This window comes from Novosphingobium sp. AAP1 (genome assembly GCF_001295765.1).
GTDB lineage: Bacteria > Pseudomonadota > Alphaproteobacteria > Sphingomonadales > Sphingomonadaceae > Novosphingobium > Novosphingobium capsulatum.
Genome location: NZ_LJHO01000003.1, coordinates 382,972 through 406,668 on the forward strand (window position 1 = coordinate 382,972; position 23,697 = coordinate 406,668).

Below are 23,697 nucleotides of genomic sequence, written 5' to 3' on the forward strand. Positions count from 1 at the left end.
CGCGTTACGGACGCGGGCCGATGATCACGTCTTGCGCCAGCGCCATCACGCTGGCCTTTTCCGGCAGGTTCGGCCCGGCCATGCCCAGCTTGGCCACGGCGAAGGCCGTGGCGAGCCGCGCGGTTTCCGCCAGGCCCAGCCCGGCGACATGCGCGGCGGCGAGGCCTGCCACCATGGCATCGCCCGCACCCACCGTGCTGGCCACGCCCAGCGGGCCCAGCGGGGGCAGGGCAAGCTGGGCATGGACCGCGCCATCGCCGGTCACGAACAGTGCGCCCTGGCTGCCCATCGACACCACCACCTGTTCCACCCCGCGCGCATGCAGCGCCCGCGCCGCAGCGAGCACGGCAGTGCAATTGGGCAGCGCCTCTCCGGCCCAGGCGGCCAGTTCATCGCGGTTCGGCTTGATCACGTGTGGCAGCACCGGCGCTGCCAGCGCGCGCGCCAGCGGATCACCACTGGCATCGAGCAGCACGTGCACGCCCTGTGCGCGCAGCCGCGCCACCAGCGTGGCATAGCACGCTGGCGGGCAGCCGGGGGGGAGACTGCCCGCCAGGACCACCATGTCTCCTGGCGCGGCCATGGCCGTCAGCCCATCGAGCACGGTAGCAAGGGTTTCGTCGGTCACCGCCAGGCCATCGAGATTGATGTCGGTGGTATCGTCGGCATCGACCAGCTTGAGGTTGACGCGCGTGGCGCCATCCACCCGCACCATGGCATCGGTGATCGGCTTGGCGGCAAACAGCGCCTCGAACGGGGCGGCATTGTCGCGGCCGAGCAGGCCATGGGCGGAAACCGGGGTGCGCCAATCGGCCAGGCAGCTGGCCACGTTGATGCCCTTGCCCCCGGCGTTCTGGCGCACGCCACGGGCGCGGTGGACCTGGCCGGGCACCAGGCGATCGAGCGTGATCGTCTCGTCGATCGCGGGATTGAGCGTGAGGGTATGAACGCGCATCAGGCCGCTCCTGCATCGAGCGCGCGCACTTGCGCGGCGCCGGGCTGGGCCAGGGCGCGGCGCGCCAGGTCTTGCAGATCAGCCAGGCTGGCGCCGCGCAGCCGCGCCTTGACGGCGGGAATGTCGCGCGGGGTCATCGACAGTTCGCTCACCCCCAGGCCAGTGAGCAGCGCGGCGCCAAACGGATCGCCGGCGAGGCCACCGCACACTCCCACCCAGCGGCCATGCGTGGCCGCGCCTTCCACCGTCAGCGCGATCAGGCGCAGCACTGCGGGGTGCAGGCTGTCTGCCTCGGCGGCCAGATCGGGGTTCTGGCGATCGATCGCCAGGGTATATTGCGTGAGGTCATTGGTGCCGATCGAAAAGAAATCGGCATGTTCGGCGAGCGCGGCTGCCTGCACTGCGGCGGCCGGCACTTCGATCATGATGCCGATCGGCACGGCGGGGGCATCCAGCTCGGCGCGGATTTCCTCGCAACGCGCGCGCAGCCGCTGCAATTCCCAGGTAGAGGTGATCATCGGGAACATGATCGACAGATCACCGCCGTGCTTTGCCGCGCGATAAAGCGCGCGCAGCTGCGGATCGAGCAGGTCGGGCCGGCGCAGCAGCAACCGCGCGCCGCGCACGCCCAGGAACGGGTTTTCCTCGGTCGGCAGATCGAGATGCGGCACCTGCTTGTCTCCGCCGATATCGAGCGCGCGCACGATCAGCGGGCGATGGCCGTCCGGCCCATCACCCAGCGCGGTGATCATCGCGCGATAGATCGCTTCCTGCTCGTCCTCGCCCGGCGTGTCGCCGCGTTCCAGAAACAGGAACTCGGTGCGCATCAGGCCCACGCCCTCGGCGCCTTCGGCCAGGGCAAAGGCCACCGAATCCGGGCGGTTGACGTTGGCGGCGATGGCCACCTGATGCCCATCGGTGGTGATCGCCGGGCGGCTGCGTTCGGCCTCTTGCGCGCGGCGGCGGGCGGCGATGCGATCGATCCATGCTTGCGCGCTGGCGATGTCTGCCGCCGTGGGATCGAGCCAGACGCGGCCAGCATCGCCATCGACGATCACCGTGGCCCCGGCGCCCAGCGCCAGCAGGTCATTGCCCAGCGCCACCACCGAAGGCAGCCCCAGGGTGCGCGCCAGAATCGCGCTGTGCGAGGTGGGGCCGCCCAGCGCCGTGGCGATGCCCGCTACCTTTGCGGGATCGAGCGTGGCGGTGTCGGACGGCGAAAGATCGCCCGCTAGCAGCACGCAAGGCGCCGCATCCGGGCCGTCGGGCAGGGTTTCGAGCGAGCCTGTGGCAAGTGCCGGATCGATCGCGGCCAGCACGCGGCGGCCCACATCGTGCAGGTCTGCCGCGCGGGCGGCGAGCACCGGATTGCCCAGCGCGGAAAGCTGCCCGGCAATGCGGCTGACAGCCTGGTGCCACGACCACGCCACGCCATGGCCCTCGACCATGAGCTGGCAGGTCAGCGTGATCAGGTCGGTATCATCGAGCAGGTCGGCCTGCGCCTTGAAGATCGCCGCATCGCCCGCGCCCAGGCGGCGCGTGGTATCATCGATCAGCGCGGTCATCTGCGCGCGGGTGCGGCGCAGTGCCTCGTCCAGCATGGCGCCGCCCCGGCCCAGGTCCACCGGCTCATCCGGCACCGTGAGTTCGGCGGCGGCAACCACATGGACGCGGCCGATCGCCAGGCCCGGGCTGGCCGCCACGCCCGCCAGCATGGCCAGCGGCGTTTCCGGTTGCCAACCCTTGCCGCCGTTCTGCGCGGCAGCGGCAGCGACCTTGGCGGCGGCACGCGCGGCGTCTTCCTTTTCGCGCGCGGTCAGGCGGCGGGCCACGGCCAGGAACTGGTCCACCGCCGCGCGGCCCTGCGGGCCATCGGCCGACACGGTGATCGTGTCACCCTGCTTGAGGCCCAGTTGCAGCAGCGAGACCAGGCTTTTGGGATCGGCGCTGTCATGGCCGTGGCGGACGCGCAGCGCGGCGGGCGCGGCGCGTGCCGCATCCATCCAGGCAGAAGCGGGGCGGGCGTGGAGGCCTGCGGGATAGTCCACCGTCCACTGCGCGCTGTGGGCCAGATCGGCCACTGGCGCTGCGGATGTCGGGGCGGCGCCATCTTCGCCCAGGGCGCGGGCAATGGCATGGGGATCATCGCTGGCGATCAGCGCGGCCAGGCGTGCCTCGTCCTGGATCAGGCGGGTCAGCCGGCGCAGGATGGCGATATGGCTGTCGGAACTGGCGGCAATGCCCACCACCAGCTGCGCGGTCTGTCCGGGGTTCCATTCCACCCCGTCGCGCAGTTGCAGCACGGCGATGCCATCGCGCCGCACCAGGCCCTTGTCTTCGCCCAGGCCATGCGGGATCGCCACGCCTGCGCCAAGGAAGGTGTTGGCCACGTCCTCGCGGCGGACCATGCTGTCTTCATAGCCCGGCGCCACGCATCCGGCTGCCACCAGCATCTGCCCGGCCTGGCGAATCGCGTCTTCCTTGCTCGCGGCCGTGGCGGCGATGCGCACCAGAACGGCATCGCCAGCGGCTGCGCCATGTGGCGCATCTTCGGGCAAAATCGCGGGGTTGGGCTGCATTTCGCGCATCTCTCCTGGTGCCATTCGTCGGCGGGCTTAAGCCGCCGCTGTGCGTTGAGAAAACGTTTTCTCGTGAATTTTGTCAAGAGGCTTGCGCAAATGGGCGGATTGGGGCCATGCTTGCCGCGAAAACAGGCTGCAAGGCCGGGGTTTTGGAGAGAACGTTTTCTGATGGCGGTGGGGATCAAGGATGTAGCGCGGGTGGCCGGCGTTTCGGCGGCCACGGTTTCGCGGGTGCTGGCGGGCAAGGCAGTGGACGCGGCGATGCAGGCGCGCGTGCTCGATGCGGTGAAAAGCACCGGCTATCGTCCCAACCTGGCGGCGCGACGGCTGCGCTCGCGGCATTCCAACGTGATCGGCCTGATCGTGGCTGATATCCGCAACCCGTTTTTCACCGCCGTATCGCGCAGCGTGGAAACCGTAGCGGCCGCGCGCGGCATGCAGGTGATCTTGTGCAACACCGACGAAGATCCCGCGAAAGAGGCGATGTACCTTGACCTCATGCACCAGGAACGCGCCGCCGGCGTGATCCTGGCGCCTTCGCGCCAGCGCGTGGCCCGCACCGAATGGCCCGGGGGAGAACGTCCCGTGGTCCTGATCGACCGCGCCATTCCCGGCGCCGATCTCGATTGCGTGCTGCTCGACAACGAACGCATGGCGGCCGTGCTGGTGGAGCATCTCCACGCCCAGGGCCATCGCTGCATCGCCGGCCTGTTCGGCGCGATGAGCATGACCGGCCTGGAACGCCGCGCCGGGTTCGAGCGCGCGGCCAAGGCGCTTGGGCTGGAGACGCAGGCGATCGCCGTGCCCCACAGCGCCGGCGAGGCCGAGCGCGCCCTAGCCGGCCTGCTGTCTGGCCCGCAGCGCCCCGATGCCGTGGTGGCGAGCAACGGGGTCATGCTGCTCAACGTGCTGCGCACCTTGCGCGCGCAGGGCCTGTCGGTGCCCAACGACATGGCGCTGGCCGGGTTTGACAACAACGACTGGATGGATTTCGTGGGCCAGGGCGCCAGTGGCGCGGGCGGGATCAGCGTGATCGAGCAGCCAGTGGAGGAAATCGGCCGCACTGCCACCACCATGCTGCTCGACCGGTTGGACAATCCGCAAGCGCCCACCCGCAAGGTGGTGCTGGCGGGCAAGTTGGTGGCGCGGGGCTAGGCCACGACAACCTCGCGGGAAGGGCGGCGCACGCGGCTGGCGAGGCGCGCGCCAAGTTCCATCCCTGGGCGTTCGACCAAGCGATAGGCATAGCGTGCCACGGTTACGATGACGACGAGGTAGAGCACCGTTACGCCGTCCATGATGAACGGCGATTGCTTGATCGTGGCCAGCTCGGTGCCGGGCACCACGGCCGGCGAGTGCAGCAGCTTGGCCACGACTTTCAGCACGTTGGCAACGACGAAGGCGATGAAGAAATGCACCATGTAGATCGAATAGGAGGTGCGGCCGAGGAACAGGCAGAACGGCTTTTTGAGGAGCTTGGCAACCGCGCCATCTTCGAACGAGACAGCCGCGATCACGAACAGGAACACGATCGGCCCCACCAGGAACAGGCCATAGCCCGCGCCAAAATAAAGCATGGCAAAGGCCGCCGCGATGGCGACGATCTGGAACGGCGTAGCCGGAATGCGCGAGAACATGCCACGATAGTTCCACAGCGCCACGCCGATGAAGAACGAATAGATGCAGCGCGGCAGGAACGCATAGAAGCCCGGCTCGCCATCGGCATGGATCAGCCAGGCAAGCCCAAGCGCGATGGCAGCAAACTGGCACAGCCGCACGTGCCGCTTGGCCAGGAGCAGGATCAGCGCGAACAGGACATAGCTGACCAGCTCGACGCTGATGCTCCAGCTCGGCCCGTTCCATTCCGATCCGGGAATCGGCAGGAAGCCGTTGAGCAGGAAGAAGTTGGCTGGAACGCCCGACAGTGTGCGATTTTCGCTGAACGGCGGGCGGGCCAGGGGCAGCGCGATCTTGTGCGAGAGAATATAGAGCGTTGTTTCCGCGCAGAGGAACGCGGCCAGCATGACGAGATGGAGTGGCCAGACCCGCGCAATGCGCTTGATCGCGAAAATCTTGAAGTCTTGCCGGTTATGGATCTTGTCCTGATAGGCGCAGGCGATGACGAAGCCGCTCAAGACAAAGAAGAATTCCACGAACAGGAACGAATTGCGCACATAGTGCCAGAAATAGATGTGGCTGCCCACTTGCAGGTGATGCAGCGCCACCGACAGCGCCGCGAAACCGCGCAGGCTGTCGATCGCTTCGAAACGATGGGGCGAGGGCCTGCTGCTGATGGCGACGTTCGAGATTGGCTCTTGTGCCATGGTCTAGCGATCCTGAAAGGGGGCAGGGATCAGTCGCGTCTCGACCCTGTTGGGCGAGATTGCGGCAGGGGCATTTGCAAAGCATGCAAATAAAGGCCGATATGGCGTTCAGAATTGCTGATTATTATTTTTTAAAATCATTCCGATATAGCAGTTTTATAAGTCAAAGCCGTTAGTGGTCACAAGACGTGCGGCGGAAACCTGTAAAAAAGTTCATGTTGTTTTGGAAATATTCAGCAATGTTGCTGATGTGGGCGGCATAATTCCAAGCGCATGACGATTTTTTAATACCGAGGTCATGCGTTTTTGCCGGCCTTGCCGGCGCTTCGCCTCCCGCAACGTGCGCTTGGCCGCACACGCCGCAGGGGGCAGGCAGCACCGCTGGGCGCAAATCATGCCCTTTCGTCTTCGCATTTGCACAAGACTTGGCCTAGAGAGGGCCGCATCGCCCGGCCAGGCCGGGCCCAGGCAGGAGAGATTCGCCCGATGAGCACCCAGACCCCCGTGATCGACAGCGCCCCCGCCGCACCCGCTGCGCCGGCGCCCAATCCGCAATCGGGGCAGCCGGTCACGCTCACCCGCTTTCTGATCGAGCAGCAGCGGCGGCCGGATTCGCCTTGCCCGCCGCAATTGCGCCTGTTGCTGGAAACCGTGGCGCGCGCCTGCAAGGCAATCAACTTTGCCATTTCCAAGGGCGCGCTGGGCGATGTGCTGGGTTCGCTGGGCAGTGAAAACGTCCAGGGCGAAGTGCAGAAGAAGCTGGACGTGATCGCCAACGACCTGCTGCTCGATGCCAACGAATGGGGCGGGCAACTGGCCGCGATGGCGTCGGAAGAAATGGAATCGCTCCATCCCATTCCGGGCCGTTTCCCCAAGGGCGAATACCTGCTGGTGTTCGATCCCATCGACGGGTCGAGCAACATCGACGTGAACCTGTCGGTCGGCACGATCTTTTCGGTGCTGCGCGCGCCCGAGGCCTGCGCCGGGCGCGACGTGGCCGAGGCCGATTTCCTGCAGCCCGGCACCAGCCAGGTGGCGGCCGGCTATGCCATCTATGGCCCGCAGACGCTGCTGGTGCTGACCGTGGGCACCGGCGTCTATGAATTCACACTGGACCGCGAGATCGGTTCGTGGCGGATGACCGACGGGCCGATGCAGATGCCGCGCGGCAACCGCGAATTCGCCGTCAACATGGCGCGCCGCCGCCAGTGGTCGCCGCACGTGGCGCGCTATATCGAAGAGCGCATTCAGGGCAGCGAAGGCCCCCTGGGCGTGGATTACAACATGCGCTGGCCCGCCTCGATGGTGGCCGACGTGCACCGCATCATCAAGCGCGGCGGGATTTTCCTCTACCCGGCCGATCACCGCAAGGGCGGTAGCGCGCGCCTGCGCCTGCTCTATGAAGCCAACCCGATGAGCATGCTGATCGAGCAGGCCGGCGGCGCATCGAGCAATGGCCATGCGCGCATTCTCGACCTGGTGCCCACTGGCCTGCACGAACGCGTCGGCGTGATCCTGGGCGATCCGGAAGAAGTCGCCGCCGCCAGCGAGCCGCAGGGCTAAGCGCCGAGGCTGGCGCGCACGGCGGCGACGGGGGGCGGGCCATGGACATGTTCGCCGCGTTGCAGGCCTTCGTGGCCGTGGTGGACGAGGGTGGCTTTGCCCCGGCGGCGCGGCGCGCGGGGCAGGCCACGTCATCGTTCACCCGCCATGTCGATGCGCTGGAAGCGGCGCTGGGCACCCGGCTGTTTACGCGCACCACCCGCCAGGTCAGCCTGACCGAGGCGGGCGAGGCCTATTACCCGCGCGCCCGTGCCATCCTCGATACCCTGGCCGAAGCCAACCGCACCGTGCGCGAGGGGCCGGGCGCGGCGCGCGGGCTGTTGCGGGTGAGCCTGCCGGTCAGCTTTGCCCGGCTGCATGTCACCCCGATCCTGCCCGCGTTCATGGCGGCCCATCCCGATATCACGCTCGACGTGGTGGTAACCGACACCCCGCTCGATCTAGCGACGCAGCGCATAGACGTGGCTGTGCGGCTGGGCGCGCTCGATTCCTCCAGCCTGGTGGCGCGGCGGCTGGCGCCGCAACGCCGCCTGGTCTGCGCCAGCCCGGCCTATCTTGCCGCGCATGGCACGCCCCAGGTGCCGCAGGACCTGGCCGATCACGCCTGCCTGACCTTTGCCTTTGCCGATGGCGAGCGGCGCTGGCGGCTGACCCGCGACGGCCAGCACGAATGGGTGCGCGTGGCCGGGCCACTGCGCACCAACCACGCCGATACGATCCGCGAAACCGCACTGGCCGGGGCGGGACTCGCGCTCTTGCCCACCTGGCTGGTGGGTGAAGACGTGGCGCAGGGGCGGCTGCGCCCGGTGCTGGCTGAGTGGCACGGCGACATTGCCCGCCCCGGGGCGCCGCCGCCGGGCGATCCCGGCATCCACGCGCTTTACCTGCCCGATCGGCGCGGCATGGCCAAGGTGCGCCTGCTGGTCGATTTCCTGGCGGAAAGTTTTGGCACGCCGCCCTATTGGGAGCGGTGCCTGCCGGGCTGAGCTTTGCCCGCCATCATTGCGTGAAATGCAATAGTGCGTGCCACTTGGGGCAGATTATCATTTGCCGGCCAATGGTGCATAGGGGGTGCAACCAAGCCCGGCAGCAACCGTTTCCCCCCGGCCTGCCCCTGCACGAGAGCCCTGATCATGTCGGACACCATCCTTGCCGGCGCGCCCGCGCGCCAGGCGTCTCAGCCATCGGCGCAAACGCCACGCCCGGTTCTGGGCAATGCCCTGATCCTGGCGATGGCCGCCACCACTGGCCTCGCCGTCGCCAATATCTATTACAACCAGCCGATGCTGGGCCTGATCGAAACCAGCATGCCCGGTGCGCTGACGGCGCTGGTACCCACGGTCACGCAGCTGGGCTATGCCCTGGGGCTGTTCCTGCTGGTGCCATTGGGCGACCGGGTCGAGCGGCGCGGGCTGATCGTCCTGCAGTTCCTGCTTCTCTCCGTTGCGCTGGTGCTCGCCGCCGTCGCGCCCACGCCCGCGCTGCTGCTCGGCGCCTCGCTCGTGCTTGGCGCGCTGGCCACGGTAGCGCAGCAGATCGTGCCGTTTGCCGCGCACCTGGCCCCGGCCGAACGCAGCGGCGCAGTGATCGGCAAAGTCATGGCCGGGTTGCTCTGTGGCATCCTGCTCAGCCGCACGCTCGCCGGCTTCGTGGCCGAACATGCCGGCTGGCGCGCGATGTTCTGGCTGGGCGTGCCGCTCGCGCTGATCGCGGCGGCGATCCTGCGGGCGATGCTGCCCACTTCGCGCGCCAAGGGTGACCACCACGGCGAAGGGCCGCGCTATGCCCAGCTCCTCGCCTCGCTGTGGCACCTGTGGCGCCGCCACCGCGCGCTGCGCCTGGCGACGCTGACGCAAGGCCTGCTGTTTGCCGCGTTCAGCGCGTTCTGGAGCATTCTTGCCCTGCGCCTGGCGCAAGTGGGCCAGGGCGCGGGCGTGGCCGGGCTGTTTGGCGTGATCGGCGCCGTGGGCATTCTTGCAGCGCCCATGGCCGGGCATGTTGCCGACCGGCGCGGGCCCCATGCCACGATCGTGGTGGGCGTGGCGCTGATGGTCGTGGCCTGGATCATCGCCATGACGTTCTCGGGCGTGGTTGGCCTGGCGCTTGCCTGCGTGGTGCTCGACCTGGCGGTGCAAAGCGCGCTGATCTCGCACCAGCATATCGTCTATGCGCTGGACCAAGGCGCCCGCGCGCGGCTCAACACACTGTTCATGGGCGGCATGTTCCTGCTGGGTGCGGCCGGCTCTGCCCTGGCGGCGCTGGCCTGGCACGGCGCGGCCTGGACCGGGGTGAGCGTGCTGGGCCTGGCGCTGGGCGTGGGGGCGGGGCTGGTCAACTGGTTGGCGCGGCGTCCGCAGGAAGCATAAAAGAATAATAATTACAGATGTATATGTGATTTCCCCGGGGAAACCTTGCGGTTTCACCGGGGAAATTCAGTAAAATGCTGCACTGCACAATAATGCGGTTCAGCCAAACACGATGGTCTTGTTGCCATCGACCATCACGCGCCGTTCGATATGCCACGACACCGCGCGGGCCAGCACCTGGCATTCCACGTCACGGCCCAGCGCCACCAGCGTGTCGGGCGCATGGACATGGCTGACGCGGCGTACGTCCTGTTCGATGATCGGCCCTTCATCCAGGTCGGTCGTGACATAGTGCGCGGTGGCGCCGATGATCTTCACCCCGCGCTCGTGCGCCTGGTGATAGGGTTTGGCGCCCTTGAAGCTGGGCAGGAAGCTGTGGTGGATATTGATGCAGCGCCCCGCCACCTTGGCGCAGAGCATCGGCGAGAGTATCTGCATGTAGCGCGCCAGCACCACCAGATCGGGCTGCGTCTCGTCGATCAGCGCGGCAAAGCGGGCTTCCTGCGCGGCTTTGCCATCCGGCTTGGTCGGCAGGTGGTGATAGGGCAGGCCGCTCCATTCGACAAAGCTGCGCATGTCATCATGGTTGGAAACCACGCCGACGATATCGACCGGCAGCAGCCCGGCGCGCCAGCGGTGCAGCAGATCGAACAGGCAATGCCCGAATTTCGATACCGCCAGCAGCAGGCGCGGGCGTTGGGCCATGTCGTGCAGCGACCAGTCCATGGCAAAGCGATCGGCGATCGGGGCAAAGCGCTGGCGCAGCGTGGCCACATCGGGCAGCGGTGCGCCATCGCCGGCAAACGCCGTGCGCATGGCGAACTGGCCCTTGGTGCCGTTGTTGAAATGATTGGATTCGGTGATCGTGGCCCCCTGTTCCGCCAGGAAGCCGGCCACCGCCGCGACGATGCCGCGCTGATCGGCGCAGCGCAGCAAGAGAGCCTGACCTGGCATGGCCAGCGCCCCCGGATCAACAATTCCGGTCATGCTTTGCGTTCCCCCCGGCGGGCCGGCCGTGTGCCGCCCGCGCTTTCACGCCCTGCAAAGACCGGTCGTCAGGCGTTTTTGGCAAATCACATTTTCGGCCATGGGGATGACATTTTTAGACGCGACGGGATCGCCCTGCGCCACTTACCCATGATGGCGTGACAGGAACCCGATCAACCCGTTGGCCGCAGGGCCGCTATTCCGCGCTGGCCTTGCTGCGTGGCGCGCTGGGCGGCCATCGCCACTGGGGCCGTGCCTGGCGCGCGGCAGAGCCCCGGCCGAGCTATGACGTGGTGATCATCGGCGGCGGCGCGCATGGCCTGGCCACGGCCTATTACCTGGCGAGCCAGCACGGCATCCGCAACGTGGCGGTGGTGGAAAAGGGCTGGATCGGTGGCGGCAACACCGGCCGCAACACCACGATCGTGCGGTCCAACTATCGCCAGGCCCCGCTGCAGCGTCTGCTCGAGCATTCGCTCACGCTGTGGGAAGGCCTGTCTGACGAACTGAACTACAACGTCATGTTCTCGCCGCGCGGTGCGCTGTTCCTGGGCCATTCCGATGCCGACATGACGCGTCTGGCCGAACGCGGCGATAGCTTGCGCGCGATGGGCATCGATGCCGAGCTGATGGACGTGGACGCGGTGCGCCGCCTGGTGCCGCTGCTCGATTTTTCCCCCCATGCGCGCTGGCCGATTCAGGGGGGGATGATCCAGCATCGCGGCGGCACTGCGCGGCACGATGCCGTAGCCTGGGGCTATGCCCGCGCGGCCGACAACCTGGGCGTGGACGTGATCGAGAATTGCGAGGTGACCGGCTTCGTTCGCGAGGGCGACCGCGTGACCGGCATCGAGACCACGCGCGGCGCAATCGCGGCGGGCAAGGTGGCAATCTGCGTGGCGGGCAACAGCGGCCATGTCGCGGGCCTTGCCGGACTGCGCCTGCCGATCGAAAGCCACACGCTGCAGGCCTATGTCACCGAGCCGGTCAAGCCGATGATCGATACGGTGATCATGTCGCAATCGCTGCACTGCTATATCTCGCAATCCGACAAGGGCGGGATCGTGGCGGGCGGCGATCCCGATGGCTTTCCCAGCTATGCCCAGCGCGGCCAGCCGGTGCGGCTGGAAGATGCGATCGCCCAGGCGATTGCCCTGGTGCCGGCGCTCAGCCGGTTGCGCATGGTGCGCTGCTGGTCGGGCGTGACCGACATGAGCTTTGACGGCTCGCCGATCATCGGCGACCTGCCGCTGCGCAACCTCTATATCAACGGCGGCTGGTGCTATGGCGGGTTCAAGGCGACGCCGGGATCGGGGCATCTCTATGCCCACCACCTCGCCACGGGCCAGCCGCACCCGATCGCCGCGCCGTTTGACCTGGCGCGCTTTGCCCAGGGGCGCACCATCGACGAAGCGGGCGTTGGCCCGATGCCGCAGCACCGCTGAGGGGGAGAGCAGGCCATGATGCTGATCGATTGCCCCCATTGCGGGCCGCGCGCGCAGGAAGAGTTCACCTATGAGCGCACGCGCGACAGCGTGGTGCCGCTCGATGCCGCGCCGGCCGCGGCGATGGCCACGCTCTATGCCCGCGCCAATCCGCGCGGCGAGGAGGACGAGATCTGGCGCCACACCCTGGGTTGCCGTGGCTGGCTGGAACTGCGGCGCCACCGCATGACCCACGCCATCGTGGCAGTGCGCCCGCTGGGCCCGGCGGTGCTGCCATGAGCGGCGCTGCGCTGACGTTCACGTTTGACGGCAAGACCTATGCCGCGCGGCCGGGGCAGACCCTGGCGGCGGCCCTGCTCGACAACGGCGTTGCCGTGGTGGCGCGCAGTTTCAAGTATCACCGCCCGCGCGGGATCATGGCGGCCGGGGTGGAAGAGCCATCGGCGCTGGTCACCGTGGGTGAGGGCGGGCGGGCGGAACCCAATACCCGCGCCACCGACGTGTTCGTCTATCAAGGCCTGGTGGCGCGCAGCCAGAATGTCTGGCCCAGCCTGGCGTTTGACGTGGGCGCGATCAATGGCCTGGCATCGCGGCTGATCCCGGCAGGCTTTTACTACAAGACCTTTTTCGGGCCGCCGCGCCGCTGGATGGTCTATGAGCGGTTCATCCGCAAGGCCGCTGGCCTGGGCCCGGCACCGGCCGATGCCGATCCCGACAGTTTTGACCACCGCGCCGCGTTTTGTGACGTGCTGGTGGTGGGCGCCGGGCCAGCCGGCCTGGCTGCCGCGCTGGCTGCGACGCAGGCGGGCCAGCGCGTGATGCTGGTGGAGCAGGACAGCGTGCCCGGCGGCGCGCTGCTGCGCGAGGATGTGCGCATCGATGGCGTGGGCGGGCCCGAGTGGGCCGCGCAGGCCGTGGCGCAGATTCGCGCGGGCGGCGGGCGCGTGCTGCTGCGCGCCACGGCGACCGGCTATTGGGATGGCAACCTGGTTTCGGTGGTGCAGCGCCTGGCCGAGCCGGGGCAGGTGCCGGCGGCTGCTGCGTCGGTGCAGCGCCTGTGGAAAGTGCGCTGCGGCAAGGTCTTGCTGGCCACCGGCGCGATCGAGCGGCCGCTGGCCTTTGGCGGCAACGACCGCCCCGGGGTGATGCTGGCGCAGGCCGTGCGCGCCTATGTGCGGCGCCATGGCGTGGTGCCGGGGCGCCGCGCGGTGGTGGCGACCAGCAATGACGATGGCTATCGCACCGCCTTTGCCCTGGCCGATGCCGGGGCGCAGGTGGTGGCGGTGCTCGACAGCCGCGCCGCGCCTGACAGCGCGATCGTCGATCAGGCGCGCGGCCGCTTTGCCGTGCTGACCGATGCCCGGCCGATCGATACCCGCGCGCGGGGCCAGCGGCTGGCGACCCTGATCGCGCAAGTGGGTGGCGGCGAGCAGCGCCTGGCGGCCGATCTGCTGGCGATGTCGGGCGGGTTCACCCCGGTCGCGCATCTGCACAAGCAGGCCGGGGGCGACCTGGCGTGGGACGCGGCGGCCCAAGCTTTTGTGCCCGGCACCGCGCGGCAGGCGCAGGCCAGCATCGGCGCGGCGGCAGGCGGGCACGATCTGGCCGCGATCCTGGCGCAGGGCTGGGCCGCGGGCAGCGGCGGGGCGCCGCGCGGCTTTGCCGTGGACGATCCGCTGGGCATGGGCACGCCGGCCGGCGCGGCCGAGGTGCCGCAGGCCGCGCGCGGCAAGGCCTTTGTCGATTTCCAGAACGATGTGACGCTCAGCGATATCGATCTGGCCTGGCGCGAAGGCTATCGCTCGGTCGAGCATCTCAAGCGCTATACCACGCTGGGCATGGGCACCGACCAGGGCAAGACCGGCAACATGGCGGCGCTGGCGCGACTGGCGCAGGCGCAGGGCGTGGATATTCCCCAGGCCGGGCTGACCACGTTTCGCCCGCCCTATACCCCCACCACGCTGGGCGCGTTTGCCGGTGCGGCGGTGGGCGATCATGCCGGGCTAGTGCGGCGCCTGCGCCTGCGCCAGGCGCACGATGATCTGGGCGCGGCGTGGCAGCCGGTGGGCTATTGGTTTCGCCCGCGCAGCTATCCGCGCGCCGGGGAAAGCCTGGGCGTGGCATCGCTGCGCGAGGCGCGCATGGTGCGGCACAGCGTTGGCATAGTGGATGTTTCCACGCTGGCCACGTTCGAGGTGAGCGGCCCGGATGCCGCCGCGCTGCTAGAAATGGCTTGCGCCACCACGATCGGCCGCCTGGGGGTGGGGCGCGGGCGCTATACCGTGATGCTGCGCGAAGATGGCCTGGTGATGGATGATGGCACCGCCTGGCGCCTGGCCGAGCAGCGCTATCTCCTCACCAGTTCGACCGGCGGGGCAGACCGCATGGCGCAGCACCTGTCGTGGTTGCGCAACGTGATGGCGCCGCATTTGAAGGTCAGCGTGGTCAACGTGCAGGAGCATCTCGGCGCGGTGGCGCTGGCCGGGCCACAATCGGCCCGCGTGCTGGCCGCGTTGACCGGTGCGGAAGCGCCCGCGCACATGCGCTGCACCCGCGCGGTACTGGCCGGGGTGGACGTGCTGATCCTGGCGGCAAGCTATAGCGGGGAGCGCGCGTTCGAGGTCTATGCCCCTGGGCACCAGCTGCGCACGGTGTGGGATGCGCTGCATGGTGCGGCGGTGGCGGCCGGCGGCGGCGCCTATGGCCTCGATGCCATGGACCACTTGCGCGTGGAAAAGGGCCACGTGGTAATCGGCGCCGAAGTGGATGGCCGCGTGAGCGCACACGACATTGGCCTCGGCGGCATGCTGCGCAAGACCGGCGGTTTTGTCGGCTGGCAGGGGCAGCAGCGCCCGGCCATCGCCACCGCCAGCGGGCGGCGCCAGCTGGTGGGCCTGACGGTGATCGGCCGCCAGGCCCTGCCCGAAGGCGCCATGCTGGTGACGCAGGAAGGGCAGGAACCGCTGGGCCATGTCACCACCGCCGCGCCGCGCGTGGCGGGCGAGGGCTGGATCGGCCTGGCGCTGTTGAGCGATGGCATGGCCCGCCGTGGCCAGGAACTGCTCGCCTGGTCGGCCACCCGAAATCTGCGCGTGCCGGTGCGGGTGTGCGATCCGGTATTCTATGACCGTGAAGGGGCGCGCTATCGTGATTGAGCTTTCGGTCCACGATGCCGCCGATGTGCTGGCGCTGGAGCTGTGGGATACGGCGGGTGCGGCGGCGGTGGCGCAGGCGCTGGGCTTTGCCCTGCCGCCGGCCGGGCGCAGCGCGGGCGATGATCACCTGCGCGCCATGCGTTTTGAACCGACGGTGTGGCTGGTGGAAGGCGCCGCGATCGACCGCGCCGCGCTGGACGCGGCCGTGGCGGATCATGGCGCAGTGACGCCGATCGGCGGTGGCCTGGTGCGGGTGCGGCTGGTGGGTGCCGGCTGGCGCGGGTTGCTGATGCACGATGGCGTGTTCGATGCCGAAAATCCCGCGTTTGCGCCCGGCTGCACGGCGGCCACGGTGATCGCGCATGTGGCCTTGCGCCTTAACGTGGTGGCGCCCGATCGCTGCGACGCGCTGGTGCCGGCGAGCCTGGCCGATGGCCTGATCGCGCGCTGGTGCGAGGTGGCGGCAAGGGTAGATACGCCGGCATGACCCGGCGAAGGTGAAAGGATTAGGCACAAGAGACTGGATTGTATCGCATTGATCTCGTCATCCCGGGCTTGACCCGGGATCCCGCTGCCTGTTCCTGCGGGAAGGCAAGAAAGCGGGACCCCGGGTCAAGCCGGGGGTGACGGAATTGCGATACATTCGGGTTTTGCCATGCTGGGCGAACGAGAACAGAGCCAGTGGCCGGGGAGAAAAGACAATGCGCGATGGTGAGGCAATGCTGGCCCCGGTTCCGCCCGTGATCGGCGCGCGCGGGCCTGCGCCTGTGGCATCGGCCCGGCAATGGTATGTGCTGGTGCTGCTGTCGCTGGTCTATGCGATGAACATTGCCGATCGCTATGTCATTACCACGGTGATGGAATCGATCCGGCTCGATCTCAAGCTGACCGATTCGGGCGTGGCCCTGCTCACCGGCGTGGCGCTAGCGCTGTTCTATGTGACGATCGGCATTCCGGTGTCGGCGCTGGCCGACCGCTTCAACCGGCGCAACATCATTTCCGGCGCGCTGCTGCTGTGGTCTGGCCTGACCATCCTGACCGGGCTGTCGGCCACGTTCGGGCAGATGCTGCTGGCGCGCATTGGCGTGGGCATTGGCGAAAGCGGTGGCACCCCGCCATCCACCTCGATGCTGGCAGACTATTTCCGGCCCGCGCAGCGACCGGCGGCGCTGACCGTCTATGCCCTGGGTTCGTGCCTGGGGGCGTGGATCGGCGCGGACGTGGCCGGGCGTGTCGCCGATCTCTATGGCTGGCGCCATGCGTTCCTGGCGCTGGGCGTGCCCGGCGTGGTGCTGGCGGCGCTGATTTTCCTGACCGTGCGCGAGCCGCGCCGCGGGGCGATGGATGCGCCGCGTGCAGCCGATGCCGCACCTGCCGCGCCGCGCCTGCCCTTGTGGCGCGCGCTGGCGTTCCTGCTGCGCCAGCGCGCCACCATGCACCTGATGATGGGCGGCGCGGTGACGGCGCTGTGGGGCTGGGGCCTGATGTGGTGGACGCCCACCTATCTCCAGCGCGCCTATGGCCTGACGGCGGGCCAGGCGGGAGAAATCCTGGGGCCGATGCACCTGATCGCCGGCAGCCTGGCAACCGTGGCCACGGCCGTGCTGATGGCCAGCAAGGCCATGGCCGATCCGCGCCGCGTGCTGATCCTGATGGCAGTGGTGGTGGCGGTGATCACCGTGCCATCGTTCTTCATCTTCTGGACGCATGACCTGGGCGTGGCCAAGCTGTGTCTGTGGCTGTTCGTGCCGGCGATGTATTTCTACATCGGCCCTTCGTTTGGCCTGTTGCAGAACGTGGTGCCGGCGCAGATGCGCGCCACGGCCTGTGCGCTCACGCTGCTCATGGCCAATATCGCCAACCTGGTGATCGCGCCGCAGTTCGTCGGCCTGGTCAGCGACCATATGGCCGGTGGCCATGGCGCCGATGCCGCATCACTGCGCATTGCGCTGCTGATCCTGGCCCCCACCGGCCTTTGGGCCGCGTGGCATTACTGGGCCGCGACGCGCAATATCCTCGCCGAACAGGCACGCGCCACGGCCGGTGACCACGCCTAACGCGGGTTTGGCGGCGCGGCGGCGCGCAATTCGGCGATCAGGCTGGCTTTCATCAGCTTGCCGGTGGGTTCGCGCGGGAGAGTGTCGCGAAACAGGATGCGCTTGGGCGTCTTGATCGCGCCCAGGCCGGCACGGGCAAAGGCGGTGATGCTGGCGGCCAGGGCATCGTCGGCCACCACGCCTGGCGCCGGCTGGATCACGGCGACGGCCACTTCGCCCAGATCGGCGTCGGGTGCGCCGACCACGGCGACGTCGGCCACGGCATCATGGCCGATCAGCAGGTTTTCGATCTCTTGCGGATAGATGTTGACCCCGCCCGAGATGATCATGAAATGCTTGCGATCGGTCAGATAGAGGAACCCATCGGCATCGAGATAGCCGATATCGCCCAGCGTCGCCCAGCCCTGGGGCGAAAGCGCGGCGGCGGTCTTGGCCGGATCGTTGTGATAGGCAAAGGCCGGGCCATTGGCGAAATAGACATTGCCCGGCGTGCCGATGGGCAGTTCGTGGCCATCATCGTCAAGGATATGCACTTCGCCCAGCACGGCGCGGCCCACTGATCCGGGATGGCTGAGCCATTCGGCGGCGCTGAGCGCGGTGATCCCGCAGGTTTCGGTGCCCGAATAGTATTCGTGCACGATTGGCCCCCACCAATCGATCATCGCCTGCTTGACTGCCACCGGGCAGGGCGCCCCGGCATGGATCGCCGCGCGCAGCGATGACAGATCGGGCTGCGCGCGCTGCGCCGGATCGAGCTTGAGCAGGCGCACGAAATGCGTGGGTACCCAGGTGCCATGGGTCACGCGCCAGCGCTCCACCAGGGCGAGCGCGGCCAGGGCATCGAACTTGTCCATCACCACCACGGTGCCGCCCAGGCGGTGGATCGTCATCGCCCAGCGCAGCGGCGCGGCATGATAGAGCGGCGAGGTGGAGAGATAGACGGTGTCGGCCGCCATGCCATAAAGCGCCTGCCCCATGTTCACCAGCGGCGTGGGATCGCCCAGCGCGCCATCGGGCAAGGCCGGCTTGACCCCCTTGGGCCGCCCCGTGGTGCCCGAGGAATAGAGCATGTCGGTGCCCGGGCTTTCATCACCCACCGGGGCATCGGGCATGGCCGCGGCCAGTGGCGCCCAGCCGGGCAGGCCATTGCCGCCCGCGCCGGTCAGCAGCACGGTAACCGCCGTGCCCTGCGCGGCGAGCAACCGCGCCACCTGCGCTGCCAGCGGGGCCAAGGCATCGGCCACGACCAGCAGCTTGGCGCCGCTGTCGGCCACGATATAGGCTGCGTCTGCCGGGCTGAGCCGGGTGGAGATGCTGGTAAGATAAAGCCCGCTGCGCTCTGCCGCCCAGCCAATGGTGAACACCTCGGCCGTGTTGTGCAGCATGACCGCGATCACGTCTCCGCGCGCCAGGCCCAGCCGGCGCAGCGCCTGCGCGCCCTGGTTTGCTGCAGCCTCGAGTGCAGCATAGGTCAGCACGGGCGGCTGGCCGGCCGTGGCATCGGCAAAGATGCAGGCGGCCTTGTCGGGGCTGGTCTGGGCGTGGGCGCGGGGGTGAAACACCGGTGATTCCTCTTCCATGACGGGTGCCGGGGTCGCTGCCCTGGCGGTTGCCACCGACAAGCCGCTCCACGCGCGATCAGGCAAGCGCAGAGCAGGAAATGCACAAATCGGCGACAACCACGACTAAAGCCAGTGCCGCGCCGCGCGGCTAGAACAGGCAAATGAGGACGGCGGCCCCGGCACTGGCATGGTGCCGCTGTCTTCACGCCAACAACAAGAATGACCCGGCCCAAGCAGGACGGGAGGAGAGGAATCATGAAGGCATCTGCCCGCGCGCAGTTTCACGTCTTGGCCAGCCTTGCCGCGCTGGCCGCCGCCACCGCCGCGCCGCGCGTCGCGCTGGCCCAGGATGCCCCCGCCGCGCAGGATGCTGCACCCACGCCGGCGCCGGCCGTTGGCGAAATCGTGGTGACGGCGCAGCGCCGCGCGCAATCGGTGATGGACGTGCCGCTGGCGATTTCGGCGGTTTCGGCGCAGGGCCTGGTGGCCAAGGGCGTGACCAATTCGGCCAACCTGGCCCAGGCGGTGCCCAATCTACAGGTCAGCACCAATTTCGGCGCGGCGCAGCCCAATTTCTCGATGCGCGGCATTTCGGTGGCCAACGAATACAATTCCAACCAGGTTTCTCCCGTTGGCGTCTATATGGACGACGTCTATCTCGCCGCGCGCGCCAGCCATGGCATGGGCCTGTTCGATCTCGATCGCGTGGAAGTGCTGCGCGGGCCGCAGGGCACGCTGTTTGGCCGCAACACCACCGGCGGGGCGATCAACTTCATCACCCGCGCGCCCTCGCTTTCGGGCAGCAATGGCTATGCCGAAGTGGGCTATGGCAACTTCAACACCTTTACGGCGCAGGGTGCGGCCGAAACCACCCTGGCCGATGACCAGGTGGGCCTGCGCGCGGCGGTCAACTATGTGAAGGGTGACGGGCAGATCCACAATGTCTATCCCGGCGGCCGCGATGCGATGAGCCAGGATACCCTGCAGGGCCGCGTGGCCCTGCGCATCAAGCCGACCGGTTCGGGCCTCGACATCAAGATCCGTGCCTATGCCGGGCGCGACAATCCCACTGGGGCAGGCACGATCGGCCTGCAATCGGCCCGCACCGGGCTGGGCTTCTTCGAGGTGAACGAAAAGAACCTGGGCGATTTCCGCACCCGCGCCTGGGGCGTGGCCGCCAACGTTTCCTATGAACTGTCGCCCGCCGTCACGCTTACCTCGATCACGTCATACGATGGTGGCAGCCTGGACATGGGGCAGAATGCAGATGGCGCGCCGGCCGATATTCTCTTCATCAACTGGAAATCCAATTTCCGCCAGTTCGCCGAAGAGGCGCGGATCAACTATTCGTCTGACAAGCTCAAGCTGGTGGCGGGCGTGTTCTATGGCTGGGACCGCACGATCACCGACAACGATTTCAACATCGGCAGCGCGCTGGCGCCGGGGGTGAACGGCGGCTTTTTCCAGCACTTCCGCCAGAGCCGCTTTTCCATCGCCGGGTTCACCCAGGGCGATTACAGCCTGACGCGCAACCTCACGCTGACGCTCGGCGGGCGCTATACTTCGGACAAGGCGCGCTATCGCGATGGCTATGCCTATCTCTTTGCCGGCGGGTTCGGCGCGGGCGAAACGCCGCTGGCCACGACTGTGCCATGCGCAACCGGGCCGGGCACCTGCGCCTATGATCCCAACGCGCGCTACAACCTTGATGGCAACAACAACGCCTTCACCGGCCGCGCCGCGCTCAGCTACAAGTGGGACAGCGGGCTGCTCGGCTATGTCAGCTATAACCGCGGCTATCGCTCCGGCGCGTTCAACGGCGGTTCCTACACCTCTTCGGCGGGGATCAACTTCGTCAAGCCCGAGACCGTCAACGCCTATGAAGTGGGGCTCAAGGGCCGGCTGTTTGACCGTACGCTGTCGTTCTCGACCGCGGCATTCTATTACGACTATTCCAACCAGCAGTTGCAGGACACGCGCCCCGGCCCGGTTTCGATCCTGGTCAATGCGCCCAAGTCGGAAATCTATGGCGCGGAAGGCGAGTTTACCTGGACGCCCAGCACGCGCTTTTCGATCAACGGGTCGGTGGGCCTGCTGCATGCCACGTACAAGGAACTGACGCTCCAGGGCACTAACCTCGCCGGCAACGACCTGCCGTTTGCCCCGCACGTAACCGCGCAACTGGGCGCCGATATCGTGCTGCTCGACAATGGGCCCGATCGCGTGACGCTGTCGCCCAACGTGGCCTATGCCGGGCACCAGTATTTCACGCCGTTCAACCTGACCAATGCTGCCGGCACGGCGCAGAACAACGCCGAATTGCAGCAGGACGCCAATGCCAAGGTGAACGGCCAGATCACCTGGCAGCACGCCAACCTGCAACTGCGGGCATGGATCAAGAACGCCTTCAACGCGCGCACCTATGCCTATGGGCTCGATCTGCGCGGCGCGGGCTTCCCCTACAACTTCCTGGTGCAATCGGCCCCGCGCACGTTCGGCGCCAGCGCCAGGGTCACGTTCTGATGCAGGATACCCCGGCCATGACCACAGCGACCAGCACCCGGCCCGATTTCAAGAACCCCGATCTCTATGTAGCCGGGGTGCCGCACGACCTGTTTGCCCAGGTGCGCGCGGATGAGCCGGTCTATTGGAATGCGGAAGCGGACGGGCCGGGGTTCTGGGCGGTGTTGCGCTATGCCGATATCGTCGAGGTATCGCGCCAGCCGCTGCTCTATTCCTCGGCCTATGCCAACGGCGGCCACCGCATCTTCAACGAGAACGAGGTGGGATTGACCGGGGCCGGGGAGAGCGCGATTGGCGTTCCGTTCATCTCGATCGATCCGCCGGTGCACACGCAGTATCGCAAGTTCATGATGCCGGCGGTGGCGCCGGGCCGCTTGTCCGGGATCGAGGAGCGCATTACCGAGCGCTGCCGCGCCCTGCTCGACGCCATACCGCTGGGTGAGCCGGTGGACCTGGTCCAGGCCCTGTCGGCGCCCCTGCCGCTGATGACGCTGTGCGAGCTGTTCGATCTGCCGCCCGAGATCGGCTGGCATGATCTTTATGACTGGACCAACGCCTTTGTCGGCGAGGATGACCCCGAGTTCCGCCAGAGCCCGGAGCAGATGGCGCAAGTGCTCGGCAGCTTTTTTGCCCTGATGCAGGCCCTGTTCGACACGCGCCGCCACCAGCCTGGGGCAGACCTGGCGACACTGCTCGCCAATGCCGAGATTAACGGGCAGCCGGTGCAGTTTCGCGATTTCGTGGGCAACATGATCCTGGCGCTGGTCGGCGCCAACGAGACGACGCGCAATTCGTTGAGCCACACGGTGGTGAACTTTGCCGCCCATCCCGCGCAGTGGCAGCTGGTGCGCGATGATCCCGCGATCCTGGCCACGGCGGTGCGCGAGATGGTGCGCCACGCCAGCCCGGTGATGCACATGCGCCGCACCGCCACCGCCGATACCGTGCTGGGCGGCCAGGCCATCGCCAAGGGTGACAAGGTGGTGCTGTGGTACACCGCCGCCAACCGCGACGAAACTGTGTTTGCCGATCCCGACACCTTTGACATCACGCGGGGAAATATCCAGCATCTGGCATTCGGCAGCGGCCAGCACGTGTGCATCGGTTCGCGGCTGGCCGAGATGCAATTGCGGGTGGCGTTTCGCCTGCTGGCGGAGCGGGTCAAAGGGTTCGAACTGGTTTCGGCCCCGCGGCGGTTCCGTTCCAACTTCATCAACGGGCTCAAGAACCTGGACGTGAAGCTGGTGGCAGGATGAAGCAGGCGGCACCGCAAGGCGGGAGAGATGGGATGCAGGAATTGCCGCGTTTCAATCCGGCGGGCACCAACGAGGCGATCATTTCCGATGCGCTGGGGCGTGGGCCCGACATGCAGCTGGGCTCGCGCGAGGATGGCTGGCAGCTGTGCCGCTGGCGCCAGTTCGTCGGCTCCTACACCGTGCCCGCGCTGCCCGAGCCGCTCTATACCATGCATATCGCCGGGCAGCAGCACAACCGCACCTGGCTCAACGGTGGGTGGAGCGAGCATGCCTCGATGCCCGGCTGCGCCACGATCGTGCCCTCGGGCCAGCAGACCGGCTGGCTGGTGGATGGCGAACTCGACGTGGTGACGCTGAGCGTGTCGTCGCAGCAGTTGCAGCGGGCGCCGGCGGCCGACCAGTTCCGCACCATGCGCTTTGCCTTTTCCGATCCGCTCGGCGCGGCGTTGACGCGGCAGGTGCTGTCCGAACTCTATGCCCCGCAAAGTGCCGAGCGCGAGGTCTATATCGGCGCGCTGGTCAATGCGCTGAAAGCGCATATCCTGCGCGGGGCCAATTCGGTGACGGCGCAGGATATCCCGATTTCCTCGTTCTCGTCCTATCGCATCCACCATGTGATGAACGCGATCCTGCAAAAACCCGAGGCGCAGCATTCGCTGGAAGAAATGTCGGCCGTGGCAGGCCTGACGCCATCGCATTTCTGCCGCGTATTCCGCAAGGCCACCGGCCTTTCGCCGCACCAGTATGTGATGAAGACCCGCCTGGATAAGGCGCAGCAGATGCTGCACCAGAGCGATCTTTCCATCGCCGCCATTTCCGAAAGCCTGGGCTTTACCAGCCAGAGCCATTTCACCCGCGCCTTTCGCCAGTTCACCGGCGAGGCGCCGAGCGATTTCCGCAAACGCACCAGGAATTGAACGCC

17 protein-coding genes are annotated in these 23,697 nt (G+C 67.6%); 12 read left to right on the forward strand and 5 right to left on the reverse strand.

Annotated elements, in window-relative coordinates; translation table 11 throughout:
- Positions 1-4: 4 nt before the first annotated feature.
- Together pfkB and ptsP are read right to left on the reverse strand one after the other, a co-directional pair.
- Positions 5-955, reverse strand: a complete 951-nt coding sequence (gene pfkB / locus IP65_RS08850) for a 1-phosphofructokinase (protein ID WP_054131468.1) — start codon at positions 953-955, stop codon at positions 5-7.
- On the reverse strand, positions 955-3,543 hold the full coding sequence (ptsP, locus tag IP65_RS08855; RefSeq protein WP_082349991.1) for a phosphoenolpyruvate--protein phosphotransferase: 2,589 nt from the start codon (positions 3,541-3,543) through the stop codon (positions 955-957). The genes pfkB and ptsP overlap by 1 nt, the downstream gene beginning before the upstream one ends.
- Positions 3,544-3,705: 162 nt before the next feature.
- On the opposite strand from ptsP, the gene IP65_RS08860 reads away from it, so the two are divergent.
- Positions 3,706-4,692, forward strand: coding sequence for a LacI family DNA-binding transcriptional regulator (locus IP65_RS08860; RefSeq protein WP_054131469.1), 987 nt, complete (start codon positions 3,706-3,708; stop codon positions 4,690-4,692).
- Here IP65_RS08860 and IP65_RS08865 read toward each other — a convergent pair.
- Positions 4,689-5,861 (reverse strand): acyltransferase, encoded by a 1,173-nt coding sequence (locus IP65_RS08865; protein ID WP_054131470.1) that lies wholly within the window; start codon positions 5,859-5,861, stop codon positions 4,689-4,691. The genes IP65_RS08860 and IP65_RS08865 overlap by 4 nt on opposite strands.
- Positions 5,862-6,347: 486 nt before the next feature.
- On the opposite strand from IP65_RS08865, the gene IP65_RS08870 reads away from it, so the two are divergent.
- From IP65_RS08870 to IP65_RS08880, 3 genes are all read left to right on the forward strand, one after another.
- Entirely contained in the window at positions 6,348-7,424 is a 1,077-nt protein-coding gene (locus IP65_RS08870; RefSeq protein WP_082349994.1) for a class 1 fructose-bisphosphatase, read from the forward strand.
- 41 nt (positions 7,425-7,465) lie between these two features.
- Positions 7,466-8,410: a LysR family transcriptional regulator gene (locus IP65_RS08875; RefSeq protein WP_054131471.1), complete on the forward strand. Its 945-nt coding sequence runs from the start codon at positions 7,466-7,468 to the stop codon at positions 8,408-8,410.
- A gap of 147 nt (positions 8,411-8,557) precedes the next feature.
- Entirely contained in the window at positions 8,558-9,790 is a 1,233-nt protein-coding gene (locus tag IP65_RS08880; protein ID WP_369801250.1) for an MFS transporter, read from the forward strand.
- A 99-nt stretch (positions 9,791-9,889) separates the two neighbouring features.
- Here the strand turns inward: IP65_RS08880 and purU are convergent, their stop codons facing one another.
- Positions 9,890-10,777, reverse strand: a complete 888-nt coding sequence (gene purU / locus IP65_RS08885) for a formyltetrahydrofolate deformylase (RefSeq protein ID WP_051146502.1) — start codon at positions 10,775-10,777, stop codon at positions 9,890-9,892.
- 158 nt (positions 10,778-10,935) lie between these two features.
- Here purU and IP65_RS08890 point away from each other — a divergent pair, with 158 nt between their 5' ends.
- From IP65_RS08890 to IP65_RS08910, 5 genes are all read left to right on the forward strand, one after another.
- Positions 10,936-12,222 (forward strand): sarcosine oxidase subunit beta family protein, encoded by a 1,287-nt coding sequence (locus IP65_RS08890; protein ID WP_054131472.1) that lies wholly within the window; start codon positions 10,936-10,938, stop codon positions 12,220-12,222.
- 15 nt (positions 12,223-12,237) lie between these two features.
- Positions 12,238-12,501: a sarcosine oxidase subunit delta gene (locus IP65_RS08895; RefSeq protein ID WP_022678459.1), complete on the forward strand. Its 264-nt coding sequence runs from the start codon at positions 12,238-12,240 to the stop codon at positions 12,499-12,501.
- Positions 12,498-15,377, forward strand: a complete 2,880-nt coding sequence (locus IP65_RS08900; RefSeq protein ID WP_054131473.1) for a 2Fe-2S iron-sulfur cluster-binding protein — start codon at positions 12,498-12,500, stop codon at positions 15,375-15,377. Before IP65_RS08895 ends, IP65_RS08900 begins: the two co-directional genes overlap by 4 nt.
- Entirely contained in the window at positions 15,370-15,864 is a 495-nt protein-coding gene (locus IP65_RS08905; RefSeq protein ID WP_169041350.1) for a sarcosine oxidase subunit gamma family protein, read from the forward strand. The genes IP65_RS08900 and IP65_RS08905 overlap by 8 nt, the downstream gene beginning before the upstream one ends.
- 232 nt (positions 15,865-16,096) lie before the next feature.
- Positions 16,097-17,434: an MFS transporter gene (locus tag IP65_RS08910; protein WP_022676842.1), complete on the forward strand. Its 1,338-nt coding sequence runs from the start codon at positions 16,097-16,099 to the stop codon at positions 17,432-17,434.
- Here the strand turns inward: IP65_RS08910 and IP65_RS08915 are convergent.
- Complete coding sequence (locus IP65_RS08915) at positions 17,431-19,014, reverse strand: acyl-CoA synthetase (RefSeq protein WP_054131475.1); 1,584 nt, start codon at positions 19,012-19,014, stop codon at positions 17,431-17,433. The two genes, IP65_RS08910 and IP65_RS08915, sit on opposite strands and share 4 nt — an antisense overlap.
- Before the next feature lie 237 nt (positions 19,015-19,251).
- On the opposite strand from IP65_RS08915, the gene IP65_RS08920 reads away from it, so the two are divergent.
- Genes IP65_RS08920 through IP65_RS08930 form a run of 3 tightly spaced genes read left to right on the forward strand, consistent with a single transcriptional unit; the run spans position 19,252 to position 23,692 of the window.
- Complete coding sequence (locus tag IP65_RS08920) at positions 19,252-21,519, forward strand: TonB-dependent receptor (protein WP_054131476.1); 2,268 nt, start codon at positions 19,252-19,254, stop codon at positions 21,517-21,519.
- Positions 21,520-21,536: 17 nt separating this feature from the next.
- Entirely contained in the window at positions 21,537-22,775 is a 1,239-nt protein-coding gene (locus tag IP65_RS08925) for a cytochrome P450 (RefSeq protein ID WP_054131569.1), read from the forward strand.
- Positions 22,776-22,807: 32 nt separating this feature from the next.
- Positions 22,808-23,692, forward strand: coding sequence for a helix-turn-helix domain-containing protein (locus IP65_RS08930; RefSeq protein ID WP_022676838.1), 885 nt, complete (start codon positions 22,808-22,810; stop codon positions 23,690-23,692).
- Positions 23,693-23,697 lie beyond the last annotated feature (5 nt).

Coding starts and splice junctions, on each gene's coding strand:
- pfkB (WP_054131468.1), bottom strand. CDS start 955: ATGCGCGTTCATACCCTCACGCTCAATCCCGCGATCGACGAGACGATC.
- IP65_RS08880 (WP_369801250.1), top strand. CDS start 8,558: ATGTCGGACACCATCCTTGCCGGCGCGCCCGCGCGCCAGGCGTCTCAG.
- ptsP (WP_082349991.1), bottom strand. CDS start 3,543: ATGCGCGAAATGCAGCCCAACCCCGCGATTTTGCCCGAAGATGCGCCA.
- IP65_RS08860 (WP_054131469.1), top strand. CDS start 3,706: ATGGCGGTGGGGATCAAGGATGTAGCGCGGGTGGCCGGCGTTTCGGCG.
- IP65_RS08910 (WP_022676842.1), top strand. CDS start 16,097: ATGCTGGCCCCGGTTCCGCCCGTGATCGGCGCGCGCGGGCCTGCGCCT.
- IP65_RS08920 (WP_054131476.1), top strand. CDS start 19,252: ATGAAGGCATCTGCCCGCGCGCAGTTTCACGTCTTGGCCAGCCTTGCC.
- IP65_RS08930 (WP_022676838.1), top strand. CDS start 22,808: ATGCAGGAATTGCCGCGTTTCAATCCGGCGGGCACCAACGAGGCGATC.
- IP65_RS08895 (WP_022678459.1), top strand. CDS start 12,238: ATGATGCTGATCGATTGCCCCCATTGCGGGCCGCGCGCGCAGGAAGAG.
- IP65_RS08870 (WP_082349994.1), top strand. CDS start 6,348: ATGAGCACCCAGACCCCCGTGATCGACAGCGCCCCCGCCGCACCCGCT.
- purU (WP_051146502.1), bottom strand. CDS start 10,777: ATGACCGGAATTGTTGATCCGGGGGCGCTGGCCATGCCAGGTCAGGCT.
- IP65_RS08915 (WP_054131475.1), bottom strand. CDS start 19,014: ATGGAAGAGGAATCACCGGTGTTTCACCCCCGCGCCCACGCCCAGACC.
- IP65_RS08925 (WP_054131569.1), top strand. CDS start 21,537: ATGACCACAGCGACCAGCACCCGGCCCGATTTCAAGAACCCCGATCTC.
- IP65_RS08875 (WP_054131471.1), top strand. CDS start 7,466: ATGGACATGTTCGCCGCGTTGCAGGCCTTCGTGGCCGTGGTGGACGAG.
- IP65_RS08900 (WP_054131473.1), top strand. CDS start 12,498: ATGAGCGGCGCTGCGCTGACGTTCACGTTTGACGGCAAGACCTATGCC.
- IP65_RS08865 (WP_054131470.1), bottom strand. CDS start 5,861: ATGGCACAAGAGCCAATCTCGAACGTCGCCATCAGCAGCAGGCCCTCG.